Genomic DNA, 22,988 nt, shown 5'->3' on the forward strand with positions numbered 1-22,988 from the left:
GATTTGTTCGTAGGCTACAGGCGAAATCCTGAAAATTGGAAGTTAGGGTTTTTCGCCGAGGTCGATCGCAGCCAACATCGCCCACAACTCGGCACGGCCCTGGAAGGTGTCGAGACTCAAATTGGTGAGGTCGGCGAGCCGCTGCATCCGCGACTTCAACCCGTGCCGATGGATGCCCAACTCGCGTGCCGCCGGATCCCACTGACCGTTGTGCCGCAGCCACACTTGCGCCGCCCGCAGCAGCGCGAGACCGTCGGCCGATTCGATGACGCTAGCGAGGCGGGCATGAGCGATATCGGCCACCGAACTCGACGCCAGCAACCCGAAAAAGCTCTCGCCCACGAGGCTGTCGAATTCAGTGATTGTTCCGGCCGGCGCCGCCTCAAGCGAGCGAACCGCCTGAGTGATCGCGACGTTCAGCTCGCTCCACCCGAGCACCGCCGAGAGCCCAACGGTGAGTTCGTTGGCGGCAAAGAATCGTTTCTCGGCACGCAACTGGCTCGCATCGATCAGTACCAGCAAGTGCCGGCCATCGGCCACCGCAAAAAACGTGCTCTCGGCGCGAGCGGCGCGACGCTCGAGCACATCGCGAACGCTCGCCGTGGTCTGGCTCAACTCCAGCGCCGCGACCGCAAAATGTTCCGCCGGCAAATCGATGCCCGCCACCTGCACCGCACGCCGCACACTGTCGACCCGGCCATCCTTCAACAACTGAAACAGCTGCTCCAGAATCGCCCGATGGCCCACCCGCAAATTCTCGGTCTGCTCGAGCGACACCTCGGCGAGCGCCGCCAACACCGTCATCACCGAATTGTCGAGTGCCCCAAATTCGGTGTCGCGCGACCACGCGATGGCCCCGCACAAGCGTCCGCTCGGGCCCAGCGTTTGCACCACGCGGTGCTCACCCGGCAACTGCTCAACGACGCGCGCGCGACGAGCCCGACCCAGCAAGGTCGTGACCGAACTGCGGATGGCGGGGGCGGCATCCGCGGGACGGCTGGCGGGGGCGGCATCCGCGGGACGGCTGGCGGGGGCACGGCCGGCTTTCGCCCCGCGTTGGGATTCGGAACTGTCGCTGACGAGCTCGCCGTCGGCGTCGAAGATCCAGACACCACAGTCGAGGTGCTCGGCGGCGCGGGCAGCCGCAGCAGGCAGGCGGCCTTTGCCAACGGCGGCGCTGGCGATGTCGTTTTGGGCGGCGAGGGCGCGGTCGAAGCCGGCGCGCGCTTGTTCGGCTTCGTTGTCGGCGACGAGGCGACTGATGGCGATGAACGGGATGCGGTACGGCACTTCGAAGAGCGGGAGTCCGGCGGCGGAGCACGCGGCGACGAGGCCGGCTGGCACTCCGTGGGTGATCACTTCGGTGCCGAAACCGATCGCCGCGACGCCAGCGCTGGTGAGCCTGGCGACGTAGGAATCGAAGTCGGGCACGGCATCCGGGTCGGCGTTGTCGACGAATTGGCGCCCGGTCGTGAGCAGCAATTGGCCCTCGGTGACGAAGGGCGTTGGATCATCGAGGTCGGAGTTGTGCACCCACGTGACGGTGCGCTCGAAGGTGTCAACGGCAGTGAGCGGACGCAGCGCGAGACGCTCAGTCGCGATCACGTCGGCGAGTGGTGTGGGCATGGCAATCCTCCTGCTGCCATTCTGTCAGTTATTGCCGCAAACAGTGCCACTCTGTGTCTGTTGTGCCGGGCATCCGCGAACTAAGTTGAACCAAACGTTTGCACGCCGCAGCTCGTCTGCACGAACGAACATCGTCTACTCAGATTGGATACCGGTGGCCATGTCTACTTCTTCTTCCACCTCCACGGCTCCCGCGGCCCCGGCCCCGGTTGGCGGCCCCTCGCTTCCGCAGAAGCGCAACCTCGTCACCGCGATTCCCGGGCCCCGCTCGCAGGCACTGCTCGAGCGCAAGAAGCAGGCGGTTCCTTCCGCTATCGGCATCACTCTCCCCGTCTTCGTCGAAGCCGCCGGTGGTGGCGTGCTTCTCGACGTTGATGGCAACACCCTCATCGACTTTGGTTCCGGCATCGCCGTGACCGGTGTGGGCAACGCGGCACCCGCCGTTGTCGAAGCTGTCACCGCGCAGGTCGCCCAGTTCACCCACACGTGCTTCATGATCAACGGCTACGAAAGCTACGTCGAGGTCGCCGAGAAGCTCAACGAAATCACCCCCGGAACCCACGAGAAGCGCACCGCTCTTTTCAACTCGGGCTCCGAAGCTGTTGAGAACGCGATCAAGATCGCCCGCTACTTCACCGGCAAGCAGGCCGTTGTGGCCTTCGACCACGCGTACCACGGTCGCACCAACCTCACGATGGGTCTCACCGCCAAGTCGATGCCCTACAAGAGCGGCTTCGGACCCTTCGCGCCCGAGATCTACCGCGCACCGATGTCGTATCCGTTCCGCGATGGCGGAATCAGTGGTGAGGATGCCGCCGCCCGCGCCATCCTGCAGATCGAGAAGCAGATCGGCGCCAGCAACCTCGCCGCGATCATCATCGAGCCCATCCAGGGCGAGGGTGGCTTCATTGAGCCGGCCCCCGGATTCCTGCCAGCCCTCAGCGAGTGGGCCACCGCCAACAACGTGATCTTCATCGCTGACGAAGTGCAGACCGGCTTCGCTCGCACGGGTGACCTGTTCGCCTCGAACCACGAGAACCTCGTTCCCGACATCATGGTGACCGCCAAGGGCATCGCCGGCGGCCTCCCGCTTTCGGCCGTCACCGGTCGCGCCGATGTCATGGATGCCGCCCACGTCGGCGGACTCGGCGGAACCTACGGTGGAAACCCCATCGCCTGTGCCGCAGCGCTCGCCACCATCCGCACCTTCGAAGAATCGGGCGCCATTGAGCGAGCCCGTGAAATCGGAACCACCTTCCGTGGCCGCCTCAACGGACTCCGCGCCGGCGACCCCCGCATCGGAGATGTTCGTGGCCGTGGCGCCATGATCGCCATGGAACTCGTCGACCCCACCACGAAAGAGCCCGACGCCGCCCTCACGTCGAAGGTTGCAGCTGCAGCCCACGCCGCCGGTGTTGTCGTGCTGACCTGCGGAACCTATGGCAACGTCATCCGCTTCCTCCCGCCGCTCTCGATCTCTGACGAGCTCATCGCTGACGGCCTCGACGTCGTTCGCGACGCTCTCGCCAAGGCCTAGCTCGCGGCCAGCGGGCACTGGGCGCGCGCTCAGTGCCCGCCCACGCGGCGCCAAGCCGAAGTTCAGCTAGCGCTGTTTGACTGACTTGCAGATTTCCCCACCACGAAAGGTGCACACCGAATGACGAACTCCACCGAAACCCAGCTTCTTGAAGCAGTGCCGAACCAGTTGTTCATCGGCGGTGAGTGGGTTGCCGCAACAGGCAGCAAGACGCTCGACGTGACTGACCCGGCTACCGGCAAGGTCATCCGCACCATTTCGGATGCCTCGGCAGAAGACGGCATGCGCGCCCTTGACGCCGCAGCGGCCGCTCAGGATTCCTGGGCCGCGACACCTGCTCGCGAGCGTGGCGAAATTCTGCGTCGCACCTTCGACCTCGTGCAGGAGCACCGCGACGAGATCGCCCTGCTCATGACGCTCGAGATGGGCAAGCCGCTCGCCGAGGCCAACGGTGAAGTCACCTACGGCGGCGAGTTCTTGCGCTGGTTCAGCGAAGAGGCCGTGCGCATCTCGGGTCGCTTCGGCAACACCCCTGAGGGCACCGGTCGCATGATCGTGTCGCAGCGTCCGGTTGGTCCGTGCTTCCTTATTACGCCCTGGAACTTCCCGCTCGCGATGGCCACCCGCAAGATTGCCCCTGCACTGGCCGCCGGTTGCACGGTCGTCGTGAAGCCCGCAGCGCTCACGCCACTGAGCACCCTGTTCCTGGCGAAGCTCTTCGAAGAGGCCGGCCTGCCGGCTGGCGTGCTCAACATCGTCACGACCTCAAGCTCCTCCGAAGTGTCGGAGCCGATCATCGCCGACTCTCGCCTGCGCAAGCTCTCGTTCACCGGCTCCACTCCGGTCGGCAAGGCGCTCATCAAGCAGGCCTCCGAAAACGTTCTGCGCACCTCGATGGAACTCGGCGGCAACGCCCCGTTCGTTGTCTTCGACGACGCCGACCTCGACAAGGCTGTAGACGGCGCAATTGCGGCCAAGTTCCGCAACATCGGCCAAGCCTGCACCGCAGCAAACCGCTTCATCGTGCACAGCTCAGTTGCTGCCGAGTTCGCGGAAAAGATTGCCGCTCGCGTCGCCGACATGAAGATCGGTCGCGGCACCGAAGACGGCGTCAACATTGGTCCGCTCATCAATGACAAGGCTGTCGACAAGGCCGACGAACTGGTTCAGGATGCCGTGAAGCGCGGCGCGACCCTCGTCACCGGCGGCAAGCGCGTTGAGGGCGAAGGAAGCTTCTATGAGCCCACGATCGTGTCGAGCGTTCCCGCCGACAGCGACATCCTTCGCGAAGAAATCTTCGGACCGGTCGTCTCGATCGTTGAGTTCACCGACGAAGCCGAAGGCGTACGCCTCGCGAACGACACCGAATATGGACTCGTCTCGTATGTGTTCACCGAAAGCCTTGCCCGTGGAAACCGGATGATCGATGCCCTCGACACCGGCATGATGGGCCTCAACGTTGGCGTACTCTCCAACGCGGCAGCCCCCTTCGGCGGAGTCAAGCAGTCCGGCATCGGTCGCGAAGGCGGCTCGGAAGGCATCCACGAGTACCTCTCTACTAAGTACACGCTCGTTCCCAATAGCTAATGTGCGACTGCATCCCGTCGGCGCATCTCGAGGAATGCCCTCTGTGCATTGACGAGCCCCACATCACGCGCGGCTACAACTAGATTCCCGTGAGCGAGTGGCCCCACCTAGTGCCGGGGCTGCTCGCTTTCTGGGTTAACGGGCTGGTTAGCGCGCTCAGCCTGCGGTTCGTCGGTTTCGCTCGCTTCTGTTCGCCGGGCGGGTGCAGGGCGCTCGGTTACGCTTGAGGCTCCGCCGCACGCGCTGTGTGCGGTGCCGCGCCACCGAAAGAGTCCCCATGTCTGAGCACCTGTTCGCCACTCTGCGACGTTGGCCCGACGTGGAAGCCCCCAATCTTTTTGCGGTGGATGCCAGCGATCGCCTCATTCTCGATGAGGCTGCTTCGCAGTTGGCCGATACCCAGCCGGGCGAGCTGGTGGTGATGGGCGACAACTATGGGGCGCTCACCCTCGGGGCGGCCACCTTGCACGACTGCCGCGGCATCCGCGTGTTTCAGGATTCTCTGGTGTCGGAGCTTGCTCTGGCCGAGAACGCCGGCGACCTTGCCCCGCACTACAGCTCGCACGCTTTGGGTGCCGAGTTGCTCGAGGGCGCACGGCTGGTGTTGATGCAGTTGCCGCGCAGCCTGGCCGAGTTGGATGAATGGGCCCAAGCCATCGCCCGCTTCGCGTCGCCTGACGTAACCGTGATTTCGGGTGGCCGCATTAAGCACATGACGTTGGCGATGAATGAGGTGCTCGGTCGCTCGTTCGATGATGTGAACGCGGGCCGTGGGCGTCAGAAGTCACGCACGCTCACCTCGTTGGGCGCAAAGCGCGACGCCGTAGAAGCTCGCTACCCGGTCACGTCGGTGTTGCGCGAACCAGAACTTCCCGTCGATGAGCTAACAGTCAGCGCCCACGGTGGAGCTTTCGCCGGTGCCGCCCTCGACATGGGCACGCGATTCTTGTTGACGTTCTTGCCCGAAATGAAACCGGATGCCGCCACCGCCGTTGACCTCGGCAGCGGCACCGGCGTGCTCGCCGTTTCGCTCGCTCTCGCCCGCCCCGACCTGCACGTGGTTGCCGTTGATCAGTCCAGTGCCGCCGTGGCATCGACCCGCGAAACGGCCGACGCGAACGGTGTCGGAGCGCGAGTTGAGGCAGCGCGCGAAGATGCCCTCACCGAACGGCCGACGGCCAGTGCTGATCTGATTGTGTGCAATCCGCCCTTCCACACCGGCGCGACAGTGCATGCCGGCGTTGCTTTGCGGATGCTGGCTGACGCCCGCCGCGTGCTCAAACCCGGCGGAGAACTGTGGGTCGTCTTCAACACCCACCTCGGGTATCGCGACTACCTGAACCGCACCGTCGGCCCCACCCGCCAGGCCGGGCGCAACAGCAAGTTCACGGTGACGGTGTCGGTGCGGGCGTAGCTCGTGCGCGGATGGACCGCTACGCGACTCCAGTCGCTGCCCACTTCTCCATCTGTTCGCGGAGGTGGTTCGGCGTGAGCATGAATTTGGGCTCAAGCTCTTCCCAACCAGGTTTTTTTGCGCGCCGGCTATACGCTGCGTGATCCGCTCCCATCTGGAGCTGCTCGTCGAGGGGCTCGCCCTCAGCACCCATGAGACTGAGGTGGTAGATCCACACCTGACCATCCGCTTCGGTGCTCTTGAACGTCGCCTCGAAGATCTGGCGCTCCGCTGAGACAGCGGCTTCGTGCTCGTCATAGCGATCGTTGAGCACCTTCATCCATTCCTCAAAAACCGGCTCTTGCCCGGGATTCAGAGGAGCACGGCTTAGCTCGAGGCGCATACCGGGCGGAACGGATGATGGCATCTGAAAGCCCTCGAAATCTCGCGGGTGCGGTGTGAACCGGGAGCCTGACGACTCAGTGTTATCTGTTCCCATCATTCGGGACCTGTCTCTTCGTGCGGTCCAGCGTCACCCTTCCGTCGCCGCGCATTTTGAACCACGACGTAGATCGTGAGTGACCAGATCGGAACGATCGAGATGAATCCCAACAAGTCGTTGGTGGCGCCGCCCTCAATATAGAGAATATTAAGCCCAACCAGCCACACGATGGCCGCAACAAACCACGCCACCGCCCACCATGGCGACAAGAAGCGCCTGAGCTTTTCCCTTGCACTTGTCATGAGTTCCCTCACTGATTGCTCATTGAAACCGCTGTGCATTTGATAGCGGTGGCCGAACATGAGCAATTTACCACTCCGGGAGGGTGTTGTCTGCTGCATCGACACCACACATGCCGACGAGACACTAGCGTTCTTGCGACTACTCCTACGAAAAAACCGAAGCGCGCGCGATCTGGTCGGGAGTTAGGGTGACGCCGGTTCGGCGCGCGAGTAGCCGTCGGGCAGCGGACGCCTCGGCCTTTCGCCGTGCGCAACTACGATGGCGACGCTGCCCTTCCCATCGGCTGCTGCTGGCCGAGGTCGACGGTCGTACCGCAGGGTGGGCATCCTTCGGCGGCGGGAGAGAGGATGGAATGACGCCTCTCGGCGAGCTCGCAGGACTGTACGTGCACCCCGACTTCTGGTCGCGAAAAATTGGACATGCACTCCTCCAATGAGTACAACAAGAACTACGCACCGAAGGTTGGCAACAGGCCTACCTATGGGTACTGAGCGGCAACAACCGAGCGATCCAGTTTTACGAGAAGCACCATTGGCACGCTGACGGCGAAGAAAAGGTTATTGACGCTGGTCGAGCTGGAACGCTTCACGAGTTGCGTCACATCCGTCAGCTTTAGCAAGCACCAGGTGCACCTTGGCTGCGGGGACCTCCTAGGGCAGCAAATCCAGCATCTGAGGCCGAGCCTTCATAGCGTGGATGATTAGCTCGTTTCCGCTGTCGAAGATGAGAACAACTGTCTCAAGGAGCCGACCTTGCGTGTCGAATCCTAAACGCAGCTGGCGCGCAGGCGAATCATCATCAAGGTCTTCGAGCCAGAGCGCCCATGTCGCAGCTTGGATTGAGTCTTCTGACCGAACGCCGTGCTTGAGCGCCGAATCGTGAACCTTCACGCGACGTATGAGGTGAGTGCGTCGCGGATCGCCTCCGACCGCGTCTTGTGCTCGCGTGCCGCGCGGGCATCGATCGCGGCAAGTTCATCTGGAGTGAGCCGAAGCGCCACAACCTGCGAAGGCTCGGCACCTCGCCCAGGGCGGCCACGACCGCGCTCCTTCAACTTGGCGACGTCATACCCCGCCTCTGCCTCAGCAGCCCATGCAGCTATTTGCTCCTCAGTGACGGGCACGCCGTTTACCGATTCACCTGTACTCATACGTTTAATGTAATACGAAAATCAGGGTGCGGCAAGACGCTCCGCTCCGCACCTAGTCGTGCAATCTCGCCGCCCTGCTCTCTCTGCCCCCGATCATGCGAACCCTCCCACCTAAGCTGAAGATCGTGATTGAGGAAGTCAGCGCTGCGTATTCACTTCGGGCACAGGAATACGTCGAGCGGTTCGGATCGATGGATGCCGTGCATCCGCAAGATCGTCAGCTGGTCGAGACGTGGGCCCGCGGCATCGAGCCCGGCAGCAGCGTCATTGATGCCGGTTGTGGTCCAGGCCAGTGGACGAACTTCCTTGCCGAGCTGGGGCTATTGGCCCACGGCATCGACCTAGTGCCCGAGTTCATCGAGTGCGCTCAGCGCACCTACCCCGACGTGCCTTTCAGCGCTGGATCCCTCAACAATCTAAAAGTGCCAGACGGTTCCATAGCTGCAGTGCTCGCGTGGTTCTCCCTGATCCACCACGAGCCCGTCGACATCCAGCTCCCCCTGCAAGAATTTCGGCGCGCGCTGCACCCCGGCGGCACCCTTCTTGTTGGTTTCTTCGAAGGACCCGTTGTTGAGCAGTTCGCGCACGCTGTCGCTCCCGCATTCCGGTGGTCGGAGGATGCACTCAGCGACGAGCTACGTGCGGCGGGCTTTGATGTCGCCACTTCGCAGGTCAGGCGTTCGCCGGGCGAGCGGCCGCAGGCGGCGATCGTCGCACGTGCCCGCAATGGGTGCTGACGAGGTTCCCGTAGACCCGCCGTCACCTTGCCGCGGGTGAACGCATCCCGCGTTCACTCACTGCTGAACTCAGCGCACGAGCACTGAGAAAAACTGCGCAGGCCAACGTCGCGATGATGAGAAGGAGAATACCCAAACCCACCAGCAGATCGGATGCTGAGCTCGCGAGAATCGGAGCCGATCCGCCGCCCTCGGGCACACAAAATAGGCCGGGTGGCACCATGCTCCGCACAATCTCTGGATCCGGGCCGAGCCCTGCCTTACCGAAAGCTTCGGCACATGCTCGCTCCACATCATCGGGGTAAACCATAAGCGTGACTCCGAACACCCACAGGGGCAGCCCCAGTGATGCGCCCAAACCGAGAATTCCTGCGCCCGTCGTGCGCGCGGTGCGAGTGCCCTCGTTGGACACGCCTGCCATCAACGCCACCGCGGCGATCAACCACAGGGGAGGGAAGAGCGCAAGCATTACCCCATAACTGCCGATTTGAGCGACGATGAGCGCAGTCGCGAAGATAGCCGCCTCGATGCCAAGCAATGCGAGCTGCAGCCGGGAGGTCTTCTGGGCTTTGAGTCGCGCCATCAATTACACCTCCGTTGCAGATCCCCATTGTGACTGCAATTTGAGCACCTGTCACCTACTAAACCGACTCATCGCTGATCGCTGATCGCTCAGAAACAGAAACGACTCATGCCCATCGCGATCTCACTCTTCGCGGTGAACCTGATGACGAGTTCGTCGGCTGTTATCTTTCCTGCACTGGAATTGGCGGGCGTCATCCCGTCCTGAATTGTGGACAAATAGCAGTCACCCGCCCGGAGAACGACGAGATTTCCTGCTTCAATAGAGCATGACGATAGCTCAGGCACAAGCGGATGTTCGCCGAATCTACCGAGGCGGGTATAGCGGTCCACTCGTGTCCGCGATCCTCTGGGGCGTCGCAAACGCGGTCTACTTCCTTGTGTCACCGGGGGCTGCGATGGTCACCCTCTTTTTCGGAGGCATGCTGATTTTTCCGCTCTCCGCTGTCATCCTCAAACTCATGCCAGGCGAGAGCGCGCTTCCGAAGGGGCATCCCTCGATTGGCCTGGCAATGCAGTCAGCCTTCACAATCCCACTGGGGCTTCTTGTCGCCATCGCCCTTGGCGCCTACGCCCCCGAATTATTCTTCCCAGCCTCGCTGATCATCGTCGGCGCCCACTACCTCACCTTCATCTCGCTGTACGGGATGAGGTCGTTCGCGGCACTTGCGGGCGCGCTCGTTCTCGTGGGAACCATCGCCCTGTTCTTCGTCCCCGCGATCGCGCCGATTAGCGGCTGGATCGGAGCGGGAGTGTTCGTTGTCTTCGTGCCCGTTCTGTATCGAGCAAGCAAACCAACCGGGCCTCGAGGCGACTAAGCGTCGAGATCGAACGGGCGAGAGCCAGCGTCGCGGGGAATCCGGAACAAACTCATTGAGCTCGGGGGTCACGGCCGCATCGACCCTTCACGAAAGCGGCCGGGACTGTGACATCTCACGCTCTTCGATTGGAACAATGGTGCGGGCCCGTCAGTCCGGGCCCTCTAATCCTCCAGAAAAGCATCGATCGCTCGCCTGAATGCTTGGGGTTGCTCGACCCACGGATAGTGCCCGCTGCGCTCAATCACTTCGGCGACCCCAGACGGAAAAAGGTCTGCAAGGGCGACTACCGGGGCGAGGCCAGTGAGGCTGTCCTCGGCGCCGGCGAGTACAAGCACGGGCGCTGAGATATCTTCCAACCGCAGGGCAAAGTTAGTTGGCGGGCTGAAGCTGAAGTACGCTTTCGCCGCGGCCAGGCTCCAGTTGCCGATCTGGGCGTGGGCTTGTTCCTTCGCGCCCCACTGTGCGTAGCCTGCGGGCGCTGTTTGCTGCTGCCACGCGTTGTAACCGGCATCGTCCGTTACTCGTGGGCCTGCAGCTAGTGCGGCGAAAGCTGACTCAAAAACTAGGTCTCCCCGTCGTTTCTGGCTCAGAACTTCGACATCGGATGCTTCGCCGACGAGGTATGTCGCCGGCGGGGTGATCAGCACCATCCGGGAAAGAGATTTCGTGAACTGGGCGGCGTACGCAATGGCCAGCCTGGTGCCGGCGGAATGCGCCACGACAACCACGCGATCAAGACCTAGGTGCATCCGTAGGCGTTCGATGTCGTCAGCTTGATTCCAGTACGAGCCATGCTCTTCGGCCACGGGCATCCGCGAGCGACCCACACCTCTGAGATGGGCAACGATAAGTTGGCGACTTTTACTGAGCCCGGCGAGATCGCCGAGGTAACTGGGATGGCGCGCGGCTCCCCCGGCAAGCAAAATAATCGGTTCACCGTTGCAACCCACGACATCGTAATGAAGCGTTGTTTCATCGGAGCCTACGTAGCTTGGCATTACTTGAAACTACACGGCGCTACCGAAGGGGAGAACTACTCTCTCGAGAACCGAATCACGTCCACCACGGCAGAAATTCGACGGTGTCGTTCGCAGCACCACCCGGGCGGAAGCTGCACTCCCACCCCGGCACCGGAACGGGCATCCACGCTACTGAGTAGCTACCGCCACCGCCCGCTGCTCCGCCCAGCTGCTGGCCGCACTCCGCAGTAGCCGCGCCATGGCGCAAAAAGTATGGCCCAAAGAGAACGACGGCGAGCGTCAGCAGGAGACCCGCCGCTGCGACAAGGACGTGCGTGCTCTTGGCACGCCGAAAGACTTGAGCCATACTCGGCAGCTTACTCCCGCGAGAACGCCGAAGCACGCGCGATCTGCTCGGGCGTCAGCGTGACGCCGGTGTAGCGAACGAACTGCGCCGCAGCCTGGAGTGCGATGACTTCGGCGCCCGTGATGACGAGCTTTCCGGCATCCCGAGCGGCCCGAATGAGCGGTGTCTCGGCCGGGAATGCCACCACATCGAACACCGTTTGCGCGGCGCGAATGTGGTCGGGCGTGAACGCTAATTCATCGGCGGAGTCGCCTGCCATCCCGAGCGGGGTGACGTTGACGATCACCGCGTGGCCGGGCTGCGGGTCGACGCTCACGGCGCGGTAGCCATACTTCGTGGCGAGCGCTTCGCCGGCCGCGACGTTGCGCGCGAGCACCGTCAGGTCAGCGAAACCGGCACCGTGGAAGGCGGCGACAACCGCTTTGGCCATGCCACCCGATCCGCGAACCAGCACCGACAAGCTCGGGTCGAGCTGGTGGCGGGCGATCAGATCCGCGACAGCCTCATAGTCAGTGTTGGATGCCGTGAGCACGCCGTCATTGTTCACGATCGTGTTCACCGACTCGATCGCCGCGGCGGAGTGCTCGACAACATCCACAAGCTCAAGCACTGCCTCTTTGAACGGCATCGAAACGGAACAACCCCGGATGCCTAAGCCCCTAACGCCGGCGATGGCATCCTCAATATTGCTGGTCGTGAAGGCTTTGTAGATGAAGTTCAGGCCGAGTTCGTCGTACAGATAGTTGTGAAATCGCGTGCCGAGGTTAGAGGGCCGGGCGGCCAGCGAAATGCACAGCGTCATGTCTTTATTGAGGATCGGCATTGACCCATTATGGTCGCGCAGCAGGCCGTGAGCCGGAACCGAGGCCGCCGCGCTAGGGCGCGGCAATCAGCGTCGCGAGTTCCTCCAACGCATCCTCACCCGTCATATCACGACCCAGGAGCGGTAGTTCCGTTGTCGGAATGGCGCCGAGATGCTCCCGGAGCGGCAGGAGGGACGCCTCTTCGCGCTTGCTGCGTTCCTTCAGAAAAGCGCCAGCATCCGTGGGCGAGCGACGATTGATAACCACGGCCGCGATATCGACACCCAGCGCGTGAAGCTGATTGACGATGTCGAGAGACTCCGCGATCGGCATGGTTTCCGCAACAGTCACGACCACAAAACCGGTGGTCGAGGGATCGGTGATCGTCTTCGTCATGCGCGCGAAACGGTCGCGCCGGGCGAGCAGGGTGCGTCTGAGTTCTGAGTCGGCTGCAGATTCCGGATCTTGCTCACCACCAACAAGTCCTCGCGCCGCCGCAGCGAAACGGTCCGATCTCGAGCGGCTGGCCAGAAGTGAATCCGTCCATCCACTCAACTTCTCCGGAAGGCTCAGCAAGTGCAGCGTGTGGCCAGACGGTGCGGTGTCGAACAGCACTAGATCGTACTCATCGAGACCCTGCTCCATGAGTTCCGCGATCCGTTCAAGCGTGGCCGACTCGTGGCTGCCCGGAGCTGTTTTCGCGAGCGCGAGATGCGCCTTCGCTGACGGGTGCAATCGTTCGGGAAGGAGCTTCATCATGGTGGTGGTGACGGCCGCAAAATGCCGCTCGATTGTGACGTGCGGGTCAACCTCGACGGCATCCACATAGCCACTCGGCGCGGTGAACACACGGGCGGGCGTGTCTGACAGCGACATCTCCCAGATGTACCCGAGGTTGTGCGCGGGATCAGTAGAGACGAGCAGCACCCGTCCACCACTGCGAGCACGCGCCAGAGCCAAAGCGGATGCCACCGAGGTTTTGCCGACCCCGCCCTTGCCCCCGACAAAGAGAACTTTGCGTGCGGTCGCGAGTGTCAACAACATCCGATTTGATCCAATGGTGAGCGGGGAATTCCCATCCGGCGGTGCCAAGAGTGAAAGTCTTCCCAGAGGGCCGGCATCAGCTCGGCGGTGTAATAAGCGGCCGGATCGGGCACACCAAGGGCTTCACCGAGAACAGCAATCATGAACAGGTCGTCTTCATCTTGCTGTTCCCGCCTGAACATTTGGCGGTACGGCCCTACGTAGTAATCCTGAAGGCCATCGCGGAACGCCGACCAGCGCCGGGAGAATCTCTCCCAGCGTTGGCCCGCAGTCGACGGTTCCATTCAGCTAGACATGTTTCTGAGAGCTGGTCAGCGCAGCATCGGCACCGTCAGCTTCCGGCTCCGAGTCTCTGGCTTTGCGCATCGCGATGATCGCTTCGATCGCGACCCACACGCTGGCCCCGATGATGATCACATCGAGCGCGAAGAGCATCCAATCGGGGTCGCTGGGATTCGCGAAACTGCCCAACTGCACGAGAGCAGCCCAGAATGCCATCCCGAAAATGATCACAAGAGGCACCAGGGCGGTGATGGGGTTACGGCCCTTACGAATCAAGATAACCGCGATGATTGACAAGCTCAGCGAGGCCATCAGCTGGTTGGTCGTTCCGAACAGCGGCCAAATGCGTAAGCCGCCCTCGCCGCCGAGGCCCTGCGAGAAGGTCAACCCGAGGCCAAGCGCCACAACGATAAGAGTCGCCGAGATCTTGCCTATCTTCAGCTTGAATACCTCGCCCGCTTCTTGAACGACAAAGCGCAGCAACCGCATGCCGGTATCCATCGTCGTTGCGGCAAACAGCACAGCCATCGTCGCCAACAGTGTGGCGCTCAACGACTCAGGCAACCCGATACCGTTCTGCATCAGCGTGGCGCCGCCCTGGACAAAGGCGTTGACTCCGGCTGAACCGAATGAACTGTAGATCTCGTTCCACTCGGCAACCGACTTGAATCCACCGATGACGGCGAGGATCGTTCCGAGCGAGAGCAGGCCCTCGCCCACCGCACCGAAGTAGCCGACGAAACGAGCATCCGTCTCCTTGTCGAGTTGCTTCGACGTGGTGCCGGAAGCCACCATGCCGTGGAATCCAGAAATGGCACCACACGCAATGGTCACGAACAGCAAGGGAATCATGTTCGGCGTGCCCTCGGGAAGGTTCATGTTGATCATCGGCGCGACGATATTCGGCGGCGTTGCGGAGAACAGCGTAGCCAGGAGAACGGATCCGAAGAGCAGGATCAGACCGACGAAAAGCTGCACACCATTGATGTAGTCCCGCGGCTGAAGGAGAACCCACACCGGCAGCAGCGACGCGATTGCCCCATAGATAAACAGCGCAAGAATCCAGAATGTCGCCGGAGTCATCCCCAGAATTGATTCGGGGAGAACCACCGGAAACTTGTCGCCAATCAAGATGAGCCCATAGAGGGCGACGACACCGACTACGGTAACGGGCACCAAATGCCAGCGGAGTCGATACACCGCGACACCCACCAGAAGGGCAACGATAATCGCGCCCCACACCGGGATGACCGCACCCGGGGTGCTGATCAACAGGTTCTTGATCACAACGGCGAATGCCGCAACGACCATGAGCAGAACAAGGAAAATGACGACCAAGAAGAGGTTGGCCCCACGCTTACCAATGTACCGAGCGGATAGAGCGCCGATGGAGCGTCCCTTGTTTCGGGTCGAAGCCCAGAGTGTGCCGAGATCGTGCATTCCGGCAAAGAACACGGTGCCGAGAGTGACCCAGAGCAGTGCCGGAAGCCAGCCCCAGATCACGGCGATTGCCGGACCGACGATGGGGGCTGCACCGGCAACGGAGGTGAAATGGTGGCCCCACAGAATGTACTTATTCGTGGGAACGTAGTCCACGCCATCGCTGAGCTCATGCGCTGGAGTCACAAAGTCATCGTTGAGTTGATAAACCTTTCGCGCCAGATATTTCGAGTAAACGAAATAGCCCGCGGCCATCACGCCCAAGCCAATGATCATGAGAATAAGGGAACCCATTAAATTCTCCGCTCCTTGTAGGGTCGCGCTCGCAAACTGGCACGACATCGTGCAGATAACCGAGTGACACCGGTGATACCAGTGGCATTGGAGACGACACTAATACTCACTTTGGAGTTTGCATAGGGAAACTTGGCGCAGTGTTTACTCGGCGCAACACGGCGACGCTTGGCGCGCCACCGCCGCATCCAGAAGCTAGCTCGCTCGGCGGTAGCGGATGTGGGTGGCCAGCGGTGATTGCAGGACCTCCACGGGTTCGAATCCAAAAGTTTCGATCCCGTCGAAGAGTCGCTCGCCAGACCCGAGCAGAACAGGGTCGATGTCGAGCGTCAACTCGTCGACTACGCCGGCAAGGAGTGCCTGCCGCACAGTGGATGCACCGCCCGCAATATCGACGCCCTTGCTGCCAGCAGTTTCACACGCGCGCGCAAAGGCTGCATCGAAACCCTCGGTCACAAAGTGAAAAGTTGTTCCGCCATCCATCTCAATCGGCTCGTGCGGGTGATGGGTGAGTACGAAAACGGGGGCGTGGTACGGCGGCTCGGCACCCCACCACCCACGCCAGCCCGAATCCCATTCGCCACGGATCGGCCCAAACATGTTGCGGCCCATGACATATGCACCGCGCGGGCGCATGAGCCAGGCGGCCGCGATCTCGTCGGCGTCGTTGGCGCGCTCGTCACCAATGTGCCAACCGTGCAGCTCGATCCCGCGTTTACCGAGCGGGTTGTCGACACTTTGCTCCGGCCCGGCAACGAACCCGTCGAGCAAGATTGACATATGGCAGGTGGTTTCCGACACTCCCGACTCCTTCGGCGGATGCTTCGATTGGTGCGTATTCAGCGAGCGAACGCCACCACGACGATCGCGAAGAGCCAAGGAAAGGAGCTCACGATTCCGAAAATGCTCAGTGCAGCTCCGAGCAGCGACGGCACTGTGCCGAGACTCGAGTTCGCACCCTGAAACACTCGACGCGCATAGAGTGCGGTAGCCAACCCTGCTATCCCGATCAGCGTCGCGGCAACAGGCAGCGAGAACAGGGCGGCAGCAGCGATGCCCAGAATTAGTGCGGCGTACGCTGGCGTTGCGGCGACGCGGGGTTTCGCCTCGAGAGTGTCAGCCGTCTGGCTCATGAGCGCGCTTCCTAGTGTCTTGGGCTATCGCAGAATTACGAGCAGATGCGGTATCGCCACAGCGCTCGATACGCCTCCACCGTAACAACTGCGCTCCCCACCGTCGAGCATTTCTTGCCATTGGCGGCGCACGAGACGCAGGAGACCTCGCTGCGCTACGCTCGCCCGAGGAGCCAATCGTGAACTTAATTCAAGCCATCGAGCAATACCTAGTGTGACTAGCGATAACGAGATCATCCGGAGGTCGTGGGATAACCCTGCGGTCTTTGCGGAGATGTACGACCGCCATGCGACATCCGTCTATCGGTATGCCGCCCGGCGAGCGGGCGTTGACGCAGCGGATGACATCATGGCCGAAACTTTTCTGGTGGCGTTCGAGCGGCGCAACCGTTTCGATAGCGCCTTCGAGAGTGCTTTGCCGTGGTTGCTCGGAATCGCGACAGTGCTGATTCGCAAGCATCGGGGTTCTGAAGCGCGGTTCTTGCGGGCGGTCGTGGCCTCCGGGCCACCGGCGACGGTCGTTGAGAATCACGATGATCGCCTCGACGCAGACCTCTCGGTTCGGGCTTTGGCAGGAGCGATTCGCAAGCTGCCTGCTCGCGACCGGGATGCGCTGCTGCTGTACGCGTGGGGCGACCTCGACTATGAGGGCGTTGCACTCGCATTGAACATTCCCGTCGGGACTGTTCGGTCACGTCTCAATCGCGCGCGGCGAGTGCTGCGCCTATCCGCCGGCATCACGCCAGCACAGGAGGTGGATCGTGGACGAACTTCAACAGCTCCGAGCATTCGGTAAGAATGTTGCCGATCCGTCAGCAGACGCTCTCAGCCGAGGCCGCAGAGGTCTCGTGGAACACATCGGGCTACAGCCAGCAATCGCTAAGCCCAACTCGAAGAAGCGCTTTGCGCTGTTCGGCGGCACCACCGCCCTTGCTGCTGGCGCACTCGTGGCCACTCTCGTGTTCACTGACCTGCTCGGCTTGGCCGGCTGGCAAGGTGGGGCGGATGCTGCTGCCGCATCCGCACTCAGCGACGCCGCGGCCGCCGCCATTGAGAATTCCGATCCAGTTGTGGGCCCCGGCCAGTATCTGAAGGTCGATACCGAGGCGGTCTTCGAAGGAGGCGGGCAGACCGCGGATTGGAAGAACTTTGCCTATCTCGGAACCCAAAATTCACAACTGTATATTCCTGCCGACCACTCAGACGAGTGGGTTCTCGTAACCGAACCGCGAGCAGCGATCAAGGTCTTTGGCGAAGGCTTCGAAGAGGAAGCGCAGGAGGCTGCTCAGGCAACCTTCAATAAGGAGGAAATCAGCCGGGCGCCGTACGGCGGATTCGACAATTCGAAACCTCGAGACTGGAGGTTGGATGAGTTGCCGCGCGACCCCCAGCGGTTGCTCAACTATGTCTATCGAGTGACTGCAGGTCACGGCGTGAGCGCCGACGGGCAGGCGTTCGATTTTATCTCCACAACGCTGCGAACAGGTGTGGTCCCGGCGGAGCTTCGTGCCGCTCTTTATCGAGCTGTGGCAGGAATCCCTGGCGTTGAAATCACCGACGAGGCAGCCACGCTCAACGGCCGAACGGGAGTCGCCTTCGGCCGCGAAGAAAGCGATGGATTTCTCCATGAAATCATCATCGACCCGGATACTGGGCTCCTCATCGGTGAGCGCACCGTCCAGCTAGTCGACAGCAAGCTTGTCCCGGTGTTTGCCGGGGAAATTGTTGGGTGGACAGCTATCACCACAACTGTGGTCGACGAGGCACCGACAGGTGGCTCACTCTGCGGCAATGGCGGCGCACCGCTGAACGGCCTCGGCAGCGGGCAGTGCACTGACCCCGATAGGCCGCAGACCGACTGATGCGTCACCGACGCTAGGGCACTGCGACTCACACTCCCGGCGGTGAATGAACTGATCACGACAAGGGAGTTGCGCCCGCTGCCTGCCAGTTGTGTCGGTTTGCGCGAACGAAGAGCTTGATACCGAGGAGAGGAAGGACGAGGTAGGGGAGCAAGAACATCGCGTGCCATCCACCCAGGCCAGAGAAGGAACCCAAGGGGTTGAGTGTCGCGTCTGATGTTGAGTCAGACAGGGCCCGGACCAGCATGTTCAGACCGATAAAGAGCGCAGACGCCATGAGCGGAGTCAGCCACGCGACAATCTTCTCGCGCCTTGACCACGCCACCGAAAACGACATCAGCACCAAACCGACAATTGGACCGATCACGGGGACGACGAAGGTGCCGACGATCAGCAGCAACACTGCGGTAATCGGGAGCGCTCGACTCGGTACCGGCTGTGGCTGCAACTGTGGTGCGGACGGTGATGAGCTTGGTGCGGCATCATCCGCAGTAGCGGCTTTCGCTTCGGCGGCGATGAACGCAGGGTCGCCAAGGTCTTGGATCCGCTCGGCAGCAGCTTCGGCGTTGAGCCCCTCAAGCTCTTCACGGATGCCCGCCACAATCTCTGCGCGCACGTCGGGTCGCACACCCGAGAGATTCGTCTCGAGCTGAGCGAGGTACGCGCTAGTCACGGTGGGGAGTGAGTTGGTCACTGTGTTTCCTTTTCCACGAATCGAAGAACGGTCGCCGCAAACGGCTCCCACTGGAGACGGAATGCTTCGAGTTGCGCTGAACCTTGTGCAGTCAATTGGTAGTACTTGCGCACCGGCCCCGAGGCAGAAGCCTCGTCGTAGGTCGTGACTAGCCCTTGGCTACGGAGCCGCGACAGCATGGGGTAAAGCGTGCCGATGCTCGCGATCATCTGGGCGGCGACGAGTTGCTCCGAAAGCTGCCAGCCGTACATTGGCTCGCGCGAGAGCAGGCCAAGCACGCAGTATTCGACCACGCCCTTTCGGAGTTGAGTGCCCACATCCGCTGTCATGCATTACACGCTAGCTTGCACTGCAACTTACCGCAAGATGCGGACGAACACATGAGCTTGACGACGGCATCCGCTAATCGCACTGCCGCATGCGGCGGACACCGCGTTTCTTGCCGAGAGCCATGCCCACGAGGACGAGCAGGATGCCGAGGGCTTGCTGGGGCCCGAAGTGCTCCGATGCGAGCATTACACCAAGCAGCACCCCGGTGACGGGGTTGAGAAGACCAACCAGCCCGACCGTTCCTGCCGGAAGATGCCGGAGGCCACCGAACCACGCGGCGTAGGCGATGGCCGTTGCGATGATTGACACGTAGGCGAAGCTGATCGCGGCAGGAGCATCCATTGTAGGAATATTTCCTTCGACAATGATCGCGAATGGCAAGACAAGAATTCCTCCCGCGATGAGTTGCCATGAGGTGACAGCGAGAACTTTCTGCTCGCTGCCCCACCTCTTGGTCAACACAAAACCGAGCGACGACATCATCATCGCGGCCAGCGACGCGGCCACCCCCAGCGGGTCGATCGAGCCAACACCACCCATCACCATAACGCCGACGCCAGTGAAGCCCAGCACGGCTCCGAGCAATGAGAGCAGGGCGGGCCGTTCGCCGAGGAGCGGCCAGGCGATGAGCATCAGCATGGCCGCAGACGTCGCCATGATTGTGGAAGCAATGCTCGACGGCAACAGTTGTGACGCAACGTAGATCAGGATAAAGAATGCGCCAACGTTGAGGGCGCCAAGCACCACTGACTTCCACCGCCACGATCCGCGAGGCAGTGTGCGGGCCAGCGCAAGAAGGATTAGCCCGGCGGGGAGGGCGCGAAGAACTGCGCCCCACAGCGGATAATCGAGAGGCAAGAATTGGCGAGTAACAAAATAGCTTGACCCCCACGCAATGGGTGCGATTGCGGTGATCAAAACCCAACGCCATCGAATAACTTCCATGGAAGCTATTATAGCTTCTGCGGAAGGTATTGCGGCTTCCGTGGAAGATATAGTCGACTATGGATTCTCACGACCGGGTCGACCGCATTCAAGAAGAATGGCGCCGCGAACGCCCCGACATCGATGTCTCTCCGCAGGGCATCATCGGGCGACTGCATCAGGTAGCTAATCGGCTCACCGCTGAACTGAATCTCGTCTTCGAACAACACGGGCTCGGGGAAGGCGAATTCGACGTGCTCGCTTCACTTCGCCGCGCAGGCGCGCCCTTCGAGCGCGCCCCCGGCGAACTAGCCCAACACACCATGGTGACCACGGGAGCAATGACCAAACGTCTCGACAGACTCACCGAGGCGGGGCTCGTGATTCGGCGCCCCACCGATGGTGACGGTCGACGACGCACGGTCGCACTCACTGAGCGTGGTCGCGCAGTAATCGATGCTGCCTTCGCCGACCACATGGCCAACGAACAAAGACTCATCGGTTCGATTCCCGAAGCCGATCGCCAAGCGCTCCAGTCGACACTCAAAAACTGGCTGCAGCAACTCGACTAGGACCACCTAAGCTGCTGCCATGACGACCCTGACCTTCCGCGCAGCAACAACCGACGACATCCCCGCCCTGGTCGCACTGGTCACGTCGGCGTACCGCGGCGAAGCTAGCCGCACTGGATGGACGAGCGAAGCCGACTTGATCGATGGCGAGCGCATCGACGCCGCAGCGCTCGAAGCGGATCTCACTCGTGCGCGTTCAATAATCTTGATCGCCGAACGTGGCGATCAACTCGTGGCGTGCGCGCATGTGGCGGATGTCAACGGCACGGGCTATTTCGGGATGTTCGCGGTCGATCCCACTCAGCAGGGCAGCGGACTCGGATCCGTCGTGCTCGCCGAGGCTGAGAACTACGCGGCTCGGGAGTGGGGAATCACTGTGATGCAGATGACCGTGATCGATGTGCGGGAAGAACTCATCGCGTTTTACGAACGCCGCGGCTACGTGCGCACCGGCATCACTAAACCGTTTCCCTACGGGGATGAGCGCGTCGGCACTCCGAGGCGCGATGACTTGCAGTTCGAAGTTCTTACGAAAATGCTCGGAGCAGCAGGGCAACGTCCGGAGTCGAGCGAAGCCGCGGCTACAGCTAGTGCTGCCGCTGCCGCTACCGCTACCGCTACCGAAAGCGTTGCCCAGTGAAGCGCGCCATCGTCTGGTTTTCGGTGGTGGGTGGCCTCGGGCTACTCACCGCCGTTGTACTTACCGTGATCGAAGGCGTGAACTACCGTCTCCGCGAAGAGCAAGGGCTCGACCCGATTTGGGCTGCGGACTGGGTCGCCGCTGCGACCGTTGCGGGGTTCGCGCTCTTCGCCATTTCAGTGGTCGCGCTGATAGCCCTCGCCGTCAGCTCCGGCCAGAAACCAATCGACGAAATCCCCGAATAGCTGCACGGGATGCGCTTCGGACGCATCCGCAACTACGAGGCAGCCCCCTCCGAGTCGCACTGCGGCTCGAGCGTGCCCTTGATCTTGCGACTGACCGAAACCAGAGCATCCTGCTCCTCCGGGGTCAGCACGTCAAAGAAGTGCGTGCGGACAAACTCGGTATAACCGGATGATGCCTGCTGCACTGCTTCGAGGCCCGCGGCGGTGATCTGCACGTCGAGGCCGCGAGCATCCGAGGGGCAGCTCATGCGCTCGAGGAGGCCGCGAGCCTCCATCCGCTTGAGCAGGTGAGAGAGTCGGCTGCGATCCCAGCCCAGCGACAATCCGAGGTCGCGAGCCCGGAAGAGAGTGTCGGATTTCTCTGCGTGTTCGGTGAGCGCCGTGAGTACCGCGTGTTCAGGACCAGAGAGCTGAGCATCCTGCGCCAACTGCTTGTCAAGGGACGAAACCAGCTGCAGCGTTGCGCTAACGAAACCGCGCCACACGGCGTTTTCGCGGTCATCTATCTCCCGTGCGTTCGTCACCACAGCCCCTTTTCATCGCTCGCAAGAACTAGTTTGACACCTTATTGATGACATGACAACATCTTTAGTGACACGTCAACAAAATTCATCCTAAGAGGATACAGCATGACCAAGATTGCGATCATCACGGGCGCCAGCCGCCCGGGCAGCGTCAACCAGTCCGTGGCCGAATGGGTTCTCGCCCAGGTTTCGACCCGCGACGACGCTGAGTTCGAAGTCGTCAACATCGCCGACTTCGATCTTCCGATGCTCGACGAGCCCTATCCCGCGTCGTACCAGAACTACCAGAGCGACCACACTAAGGCGTGGTCAGCCAAGATTAGCGAATTCGACGGCTTCATCTTCGTAGCCCACGAGTACAACCACACCGCAGGCCCCGTGCTTCTCAACGCGCTCTCGTTCCTCAACGCTGAGTTCAAGAACAAGGCCGCCGGCTTTGTCTCCTACGGCTCGATGGGCGGCGTTCGCGCGGTCGAGCACCTGCGCGGAGTGCTCTCCGAACTGCAAATCGCTCACGTGCAGCGCACCGTCATGTTCTCGCTGTTCACCGACTTCGAGAATTTCACCATCTTCGCTCCGACCGCTCAGAACGCCGGCACCCTCGCCCCAATGGTCGACCAGCTCACTGCCTGGTCGCGCGGGATGGCATCCGTACGCACCGAGCAGCTGGCCACCGCCGCCGCCTAAGCACGCGCAC

The 22,988-nt window shown here is 61.8% G+C and carries 31 protein-coding genes; 12 read left to right on the plus strand and 19 right to left on the minus strand.

Annotated features, from left to right (window positions below):
* Positions 1-42: 42 nt before the first annotated feature.
* The gene (locus I6E56_RS07965) at positions 43-1,626 is read right to left on the minus strand and encodes a PucR family transcriptional regulator (RefSeq protein ID WP_197137189.1); all 1,584 of its coding nucleotides are present in this window, start codon (positions 1,624-1,626) and stop codon (positions 43-45) included.
* 160 nt (positions 1,627-1,786) lie between these two features.
* Here I6E56_RS07965 and gabT point away from each other — a divergent pair, with 160 nt between their 5' ends.
* From gabT to I6E56_RS07980, 3 genes are all read left to right on the plus strand, one after another.
* Positions 1,787-3,163: a 4-aminobutyrate--2-oxoglutarate transaminase gene (gene gabT, locus I6E56_RS07970; RefSeq protein ID WP_197137190.1), complete on the plus strand. Its 1,377-nt coding sequence runs from the start codon at positions 1,787-1,789 to the stop codon at positions 3,161-3,163.
* A 120-nt stretch (positions 3,164-3,283) separates the two neighbouring features.
* A complete protein-coding gene (locus tag I6E56_RS07975; protein ID WP_197137191.1) occupies positions 3,284-4,750 on the plus strand; it encodes an NAD-dependent succinate-semialdehyde dehydrogenase in 1,467 nt (488 codons plus the stop codon).
* A gap of 277 nt (positions 4,751-5,027) precedes the next feature.
* Entirely contained in the window at positions 5,028-6,164 is a 1,137-nt protein-coding gene (locus I6E56_RS07980; protein ID WP_197137194.1) for a methyltransferase, read from the plus strand.
* A gap of 19 nt (positions 6,165-6,183) precedes the next feature.
* Here I6E56_RS07980 and I6E56_RS07985 read toward each other — a convergent pair whose 3' ends face one another.
* A complete protein-coding gene (locus tag I6E56_RS07985; RefSeq protein ID WP_231606280.1) occupies positions 6,184-6,570 on the minus strand; it encodes a DUF6176 family protein in 387 nt (128 codons plus the stop codon).
* 71 nt (positions 6,571-6,641) lie between these two features.
* A complete protein-coding gene (locus I6E56_RS07990; protein WP_197137196.1) occupies positions 6,642-6,887 on the minus strand; it encodes a hypothetical protein in 246 nt (81 codons plus the stop codon).
* 188 nt (positions 6,888-7,075) lie between these two features.
* Here I6E56_RS07990 and I6E56_RS15395 point away from each other — a divergent pair, with 188 nt between their 5' ends.
* Entirely contained in the window at positions 7,076-7,324 is a 249-nt protein-coding gene (locus I6E56_RS15395; protein ID WP_197137198.1) for a GNAT family N-acetyltransferase, read from the plus strand.
* Between the two features lie 42 nt (positions 7,325-7,366).
* On the opposite strand, the gene I6E56_RS15195 is transcribed toward I6E56_RS15395, so the two are convergent.
* Genes I6E56_RS15195 through I6E56_RS08005 form a run of 3 tightly spaced genes read right to left on the minus strand, consistent with a single transcriptional unit; the run spans position 7,367 to position 8,038 of the window.
* Complete coding sequence (locus I6E56_RS15195) at positions 7,367-7,489, minus strand: hypothetical protein (RefSeq protein ID WP_255529379.1); 123 nt, start codon at positions 7,487-7,489, stop codon at positions 7,367-7,369.
* A gap of 49 nt (positions 7,490-7,538) precedes the next feature.
* Positions 7,539-7,778, minus strand: a complete 240-nt coding sequence (locus I6E56_RS08000; protein WP_197137199.1) for a toxin — start codon at positions 7,776-7,778, stop codon at positions 7,539-7,541.
* Positions 7,775-8,038: a ribbon-helix-helix domain-containing protein gene (locus I6E56_RS08005; RefSeq protein WP_197137201.1), complete on the minus strand. Its 264-nt coding sequence runs from the start codon at positions 8,036-8,038 to the stop codon at positions 7,775-7,777. The genes I6E56_RS08000 and I6E56_RS08005 overlap by 4 nt, the downstream gene beginning before the upstream one ends.
* Before the next feature lie 125 nt (positions 8,039-8,163).
* On the opposite strand from I6E56_RS08005, the gene I6E56_RS08010 reads away from it, so the two are divergent.
* Positions 8,164-8,775: a class I SAM-dependent methyltransferase gene (locus I6E56_RS08010; protein WP_197137203.1), complete on the plus strand. Its 612-nt coding sequence runs from the start codon at positions 8,164-8,166 to the stop codon at positions 8,773-8,775.
* Between the two features lie 22 nt (positions 8,776-8,797).
* On the opposite strand, the gene I6E56_RS08015 is transcribed toward I6E56_RS08010, so the two are convergent.
* The gene (locus I6E56_RS08015; protein ID WP_197137205.1) at positions 8,798-9,358 is read right to left on the minus strand and encodes a hypothetical protein; all 561 of its coding nucleotides are present in this window, start codon (positions 9,356-9,358) and stop codon (positions 8,798-8,800) included.
* Between the two features lie 268 nt (positions 9,359-9,626).
* Between I6E56_RS08015 and I6E56_RS08020 the strand changes: the two genes are divergently transcribed.
* Positions 9,627-10,175 carry a hypothetical protein gene (locus tag I6E56_RS08020; RefSeq protein ID WP_374061600.1) on the plus strand — a complete coding sequence of 183 codons (549 nt, stop codon included), beginning with the start codon at positions 9,627-9,629 and terminating at the stop codon, positions 10,173-10,175.
* 164 nt (positions 10,176-10,339) lie between these two features.
* Here I6E56_RS08020 and I6E56_RS08025 read toward each other — a convergent pair whose 3' ends face one another.
* The 8 genes from I6E56_RS08025 to I6E56_RS08060 form a co-directional block, all read right to left on the minus strand.
* Entirely contained in the window at positions 10,340-11,176 is an 837-nt protein-coding gene (locus tag I6E56_RS08025) for an alpha/beta fold hydrolase (protein ID WP_197137209.1), read from the minus strand.
* Between the two features lie 55 nt (positions 11,177-11,231).
* Positions 11,232-11,504 carry a hypothetical protein gene (locus I6E56_RS08030; protein ID WP_197106722.1) on the minus strand — a complete coding sequence of 91 codons (273 nt, stop codon included), beginning with the start codon at positions 11,502-11,504 and terminating at the stop codon, positions 11,232-11,234.
* Between the two features lie 10 nt (positions 11,505-11,514).
* On the minus strand, positions 11,515-12,327 hold the full coding sequence (locus I6E56_RS08035) for a shikimate 5-dehydrogenase (protein WP_197137211.1): 813 nt from the start codon (positions 12,325-12,327) through the stop codon (positions 11,515-11,517).
* A gap of 52 nt (positions 12,328-12,379) precedes the next feature.
* Positions 12,380-13,351: a TRC40/GET3/ArsA family transport-energizing ATPase gene (locus tag I6E56_RS08040; protein ID WP_197137212.1), complete on the minus strand. Its 972-nt coding sequence runs from the start codon at positions 13,349-13,351 to the stop codon at positions 12,380-12,382.
* A complete protein-coding gene (locus I6E56_RS08045) occupies positions 13,342-13,635 on the minus strand; it encodes a cory-CC-star protein (RefSeq protein WP_197137213.1) in 294 nt (97 codons plus the stop codon). Before I6E56_RS08045 ends, I6E56_RS08040 begins: the two co-directional genes overlap by 10 nt.
* Before the next feature lie 4 nt (positions 13,636-13,639).
* Positions 13,640-15,367 (minus strand): carbon starvation protein A, encoded by a 1,728-nt coding sequence (locus I6E56_RS08050; protein ID WP_197137214.1) that lies wholly within the window; start codon positions 15,365-15,367, stop codon positions 13,640-13,642.
* A 195-nt stretch (positions 15,368-15,562) separates the two neighbouring features.
* The gene (locus I6E56_RS08055; RefSeq protein ID WP_307842805.1) at positions 15,563-16,168 is read right to left on the minus strand and encodes a dihydrofolate reductase family protein; all 606 of its coding nucleotides are present in this window, start codon (positions 16,166-16,168) and stop codon (positions 15,563-15,565) included.
* A 38-nt stretch (positions 16,169-16,206) separates the two neighbouring features.
* On the minus strand, positions 16,207-16,500 hold the full coding sequence (locus I6E56_RS08060) for a hypothetical protein (protein WP_197137215.1): 294 nt from the start codon (positions 16,498-16,500) through the stop codon (positions 16,207-16,209).
* Between the two features lie 214 nt (positions 16,501-16,714).
* On the opposite strand from I6E56_RS08060, the gene I6E56_RS08065 reads away from it, so the two are divergent.
* Both I6E56_RS08065 and I6E56_RS08070 read left to right on the plus strand, forming a co-directional pair.
* Positions 16,715-17,296, plus strand: a complete 582-nt coding sequence (locus tag I6E56_RS08065; RefSeq protein ID WP_307842806.1) for a sigma-70 family RNA polymerase sigma factor — start codon at positions 16,715-16,717, stop codon at positions 17,294-17,296.
* Positions 17,262-18,362 (plus strand): CU044_5270 family protein, encoded by a 1,101-nt coding sequence (locus I6E56_RS08070; RefSeq protein WP_197137216.1) that lies wholly within the window; start codon positions 17,262-17,264, stop codon positions 18,360-18,362. The genes I6E56_RS08065 and I6E56_RS08070 overlap by 35 nt, the downstream gene beginning before the upstream one ends.
* A gap of 55 nt (positions 18,363-18,417) precedes the next feature.
* Here I6E56_RS08070 and I6E56_RS08075 read toward each other — a convergent pair whose 3' ends face one another.
* The 3 genes from I6E56_RS08075 to I6E56_RS08085 form a co-directional block, all read right to left on the minus strand.
* A complete protein-coding gene (locus I6E56_RS08075; RefSeq protein ID WP_197137217.1) occupies positions 18,418-19,056 on the minus strand; it encodes a hypothetical protein in 639 nt (212 codons plus the stop codon).
* Complete coding sequence (locus I6E56_RS08080) at positions 19,053-19,385, minus strand: PadR family transcriptional regulator (protein WP_197137219.1); 333 nt, start codon at positions 19,383-19,385, stop codon at positions 19,053-19,055. Before I6E56_RS08080 ends, I6E56_RS08075 begins: the two co-directional genes overlap by 4 nt.
* A 73-nt stretch (positions 19,386-19,458) precedes the next feature.
* Complete coding sequence (locus I6E56_RS08085; protein WP_197137221.1) at positions 19,459-20,331, minus strand: DMT family transporter; 873 nt, start codon at positions 20,329-20,331, stop codon at positions 19,459-19,461.
* Positions 20,332-20,390: 59 nt separating this feature from the next.
* Between I6E56_RS08085 and I6E56_RS08090 the strand changes: the two genes are divergently transcribed.
* Genes I6E56_RS08090 through I6E56_RS08100 form a run of 3 tightly spaced genes read left to right on the plus strand, consistent with a single transcriptional unit; the run spans position 20,391 to position 21,767 of the window.
* Complete coding sequence (locus I6E56_RS08090) at positions 20,391-20,882, plus strand: MarR family winged helix-turn-helix transcriptional regulator (protein WP_197137223.1); 492 nt, start codon at positions 20,391-20,393, stop codon at positions 20,880-20,882.
* Between the two features lie 19 nt (positions 20,883-20,901).
* The gene (locus I6E56_RS08095) at positions 20,902-21,522 is read left to right on the plus strand and encodes a GNAT family N-acetyltransferase (RefSeq protein WP_197137225.1); all 621 of its coding nucleotides are present in this window, start codon (positions 20,902-20,904) and stop codon (positions 21,520-21,522) included.
* Positions 21,519-21,767, plus strand: coding sequence for a hypothetical protein (locus I6E56_RS08100; RefSeq protein ID WP_197137227.1), 249 nt, complete (start codon positions 21,519-21,521; stop codon positions 21,765-21,767). Before I6E56_RS08095 ends, I6E56_RS08100 begins: the two co-directional genes overlap by 4 nt.
* A 32-nt stretch (positions 21,768-21,799) precedes the next feature.
* Here I6E56_RS08100 and I6E56_RS08105 read toward each other — a convergent pair whose 3' ends face one another.
* The gene (locus tag I6E56_RS08105; protein ID WP_197137229.1) at positions 21,800-22,291 is read right to left on the minus strand and encodes a MarR family winged helix-turn-helix transcriptional regulator; all 492 of its coding nucleotides are present in this window, start codon (positions 22,289-22,291) and stop codon (positions 21,800-21,802) included.
* Positions 22,292-22,396: 105 nt separating this feature from the next.
* On the opposite strand from I6E56_RS08105, the gene I6E56_RS08110 reads away from it, so the two are divergent.
* A complete protein-coding gene (locus I6E56_RS08110; protein ID WP_197137231.1) occupies positions 22,397-22,978 on the plus strand; it encodes an NADPH-dependent FMN reductase in 582 nt (193 codons plus the stop codon).
* Positions 22,979-22,988: the final 10 nt, after the last annotated feature.

The organism is Salinibacterium sp. NK8237 (genome assembly GCF_015864955.1).
GTDB lineage: Bacteria > Actinomycetota > Actinomycetes > Actinomycetales > Microbacteriaceae > Rhodoglobus.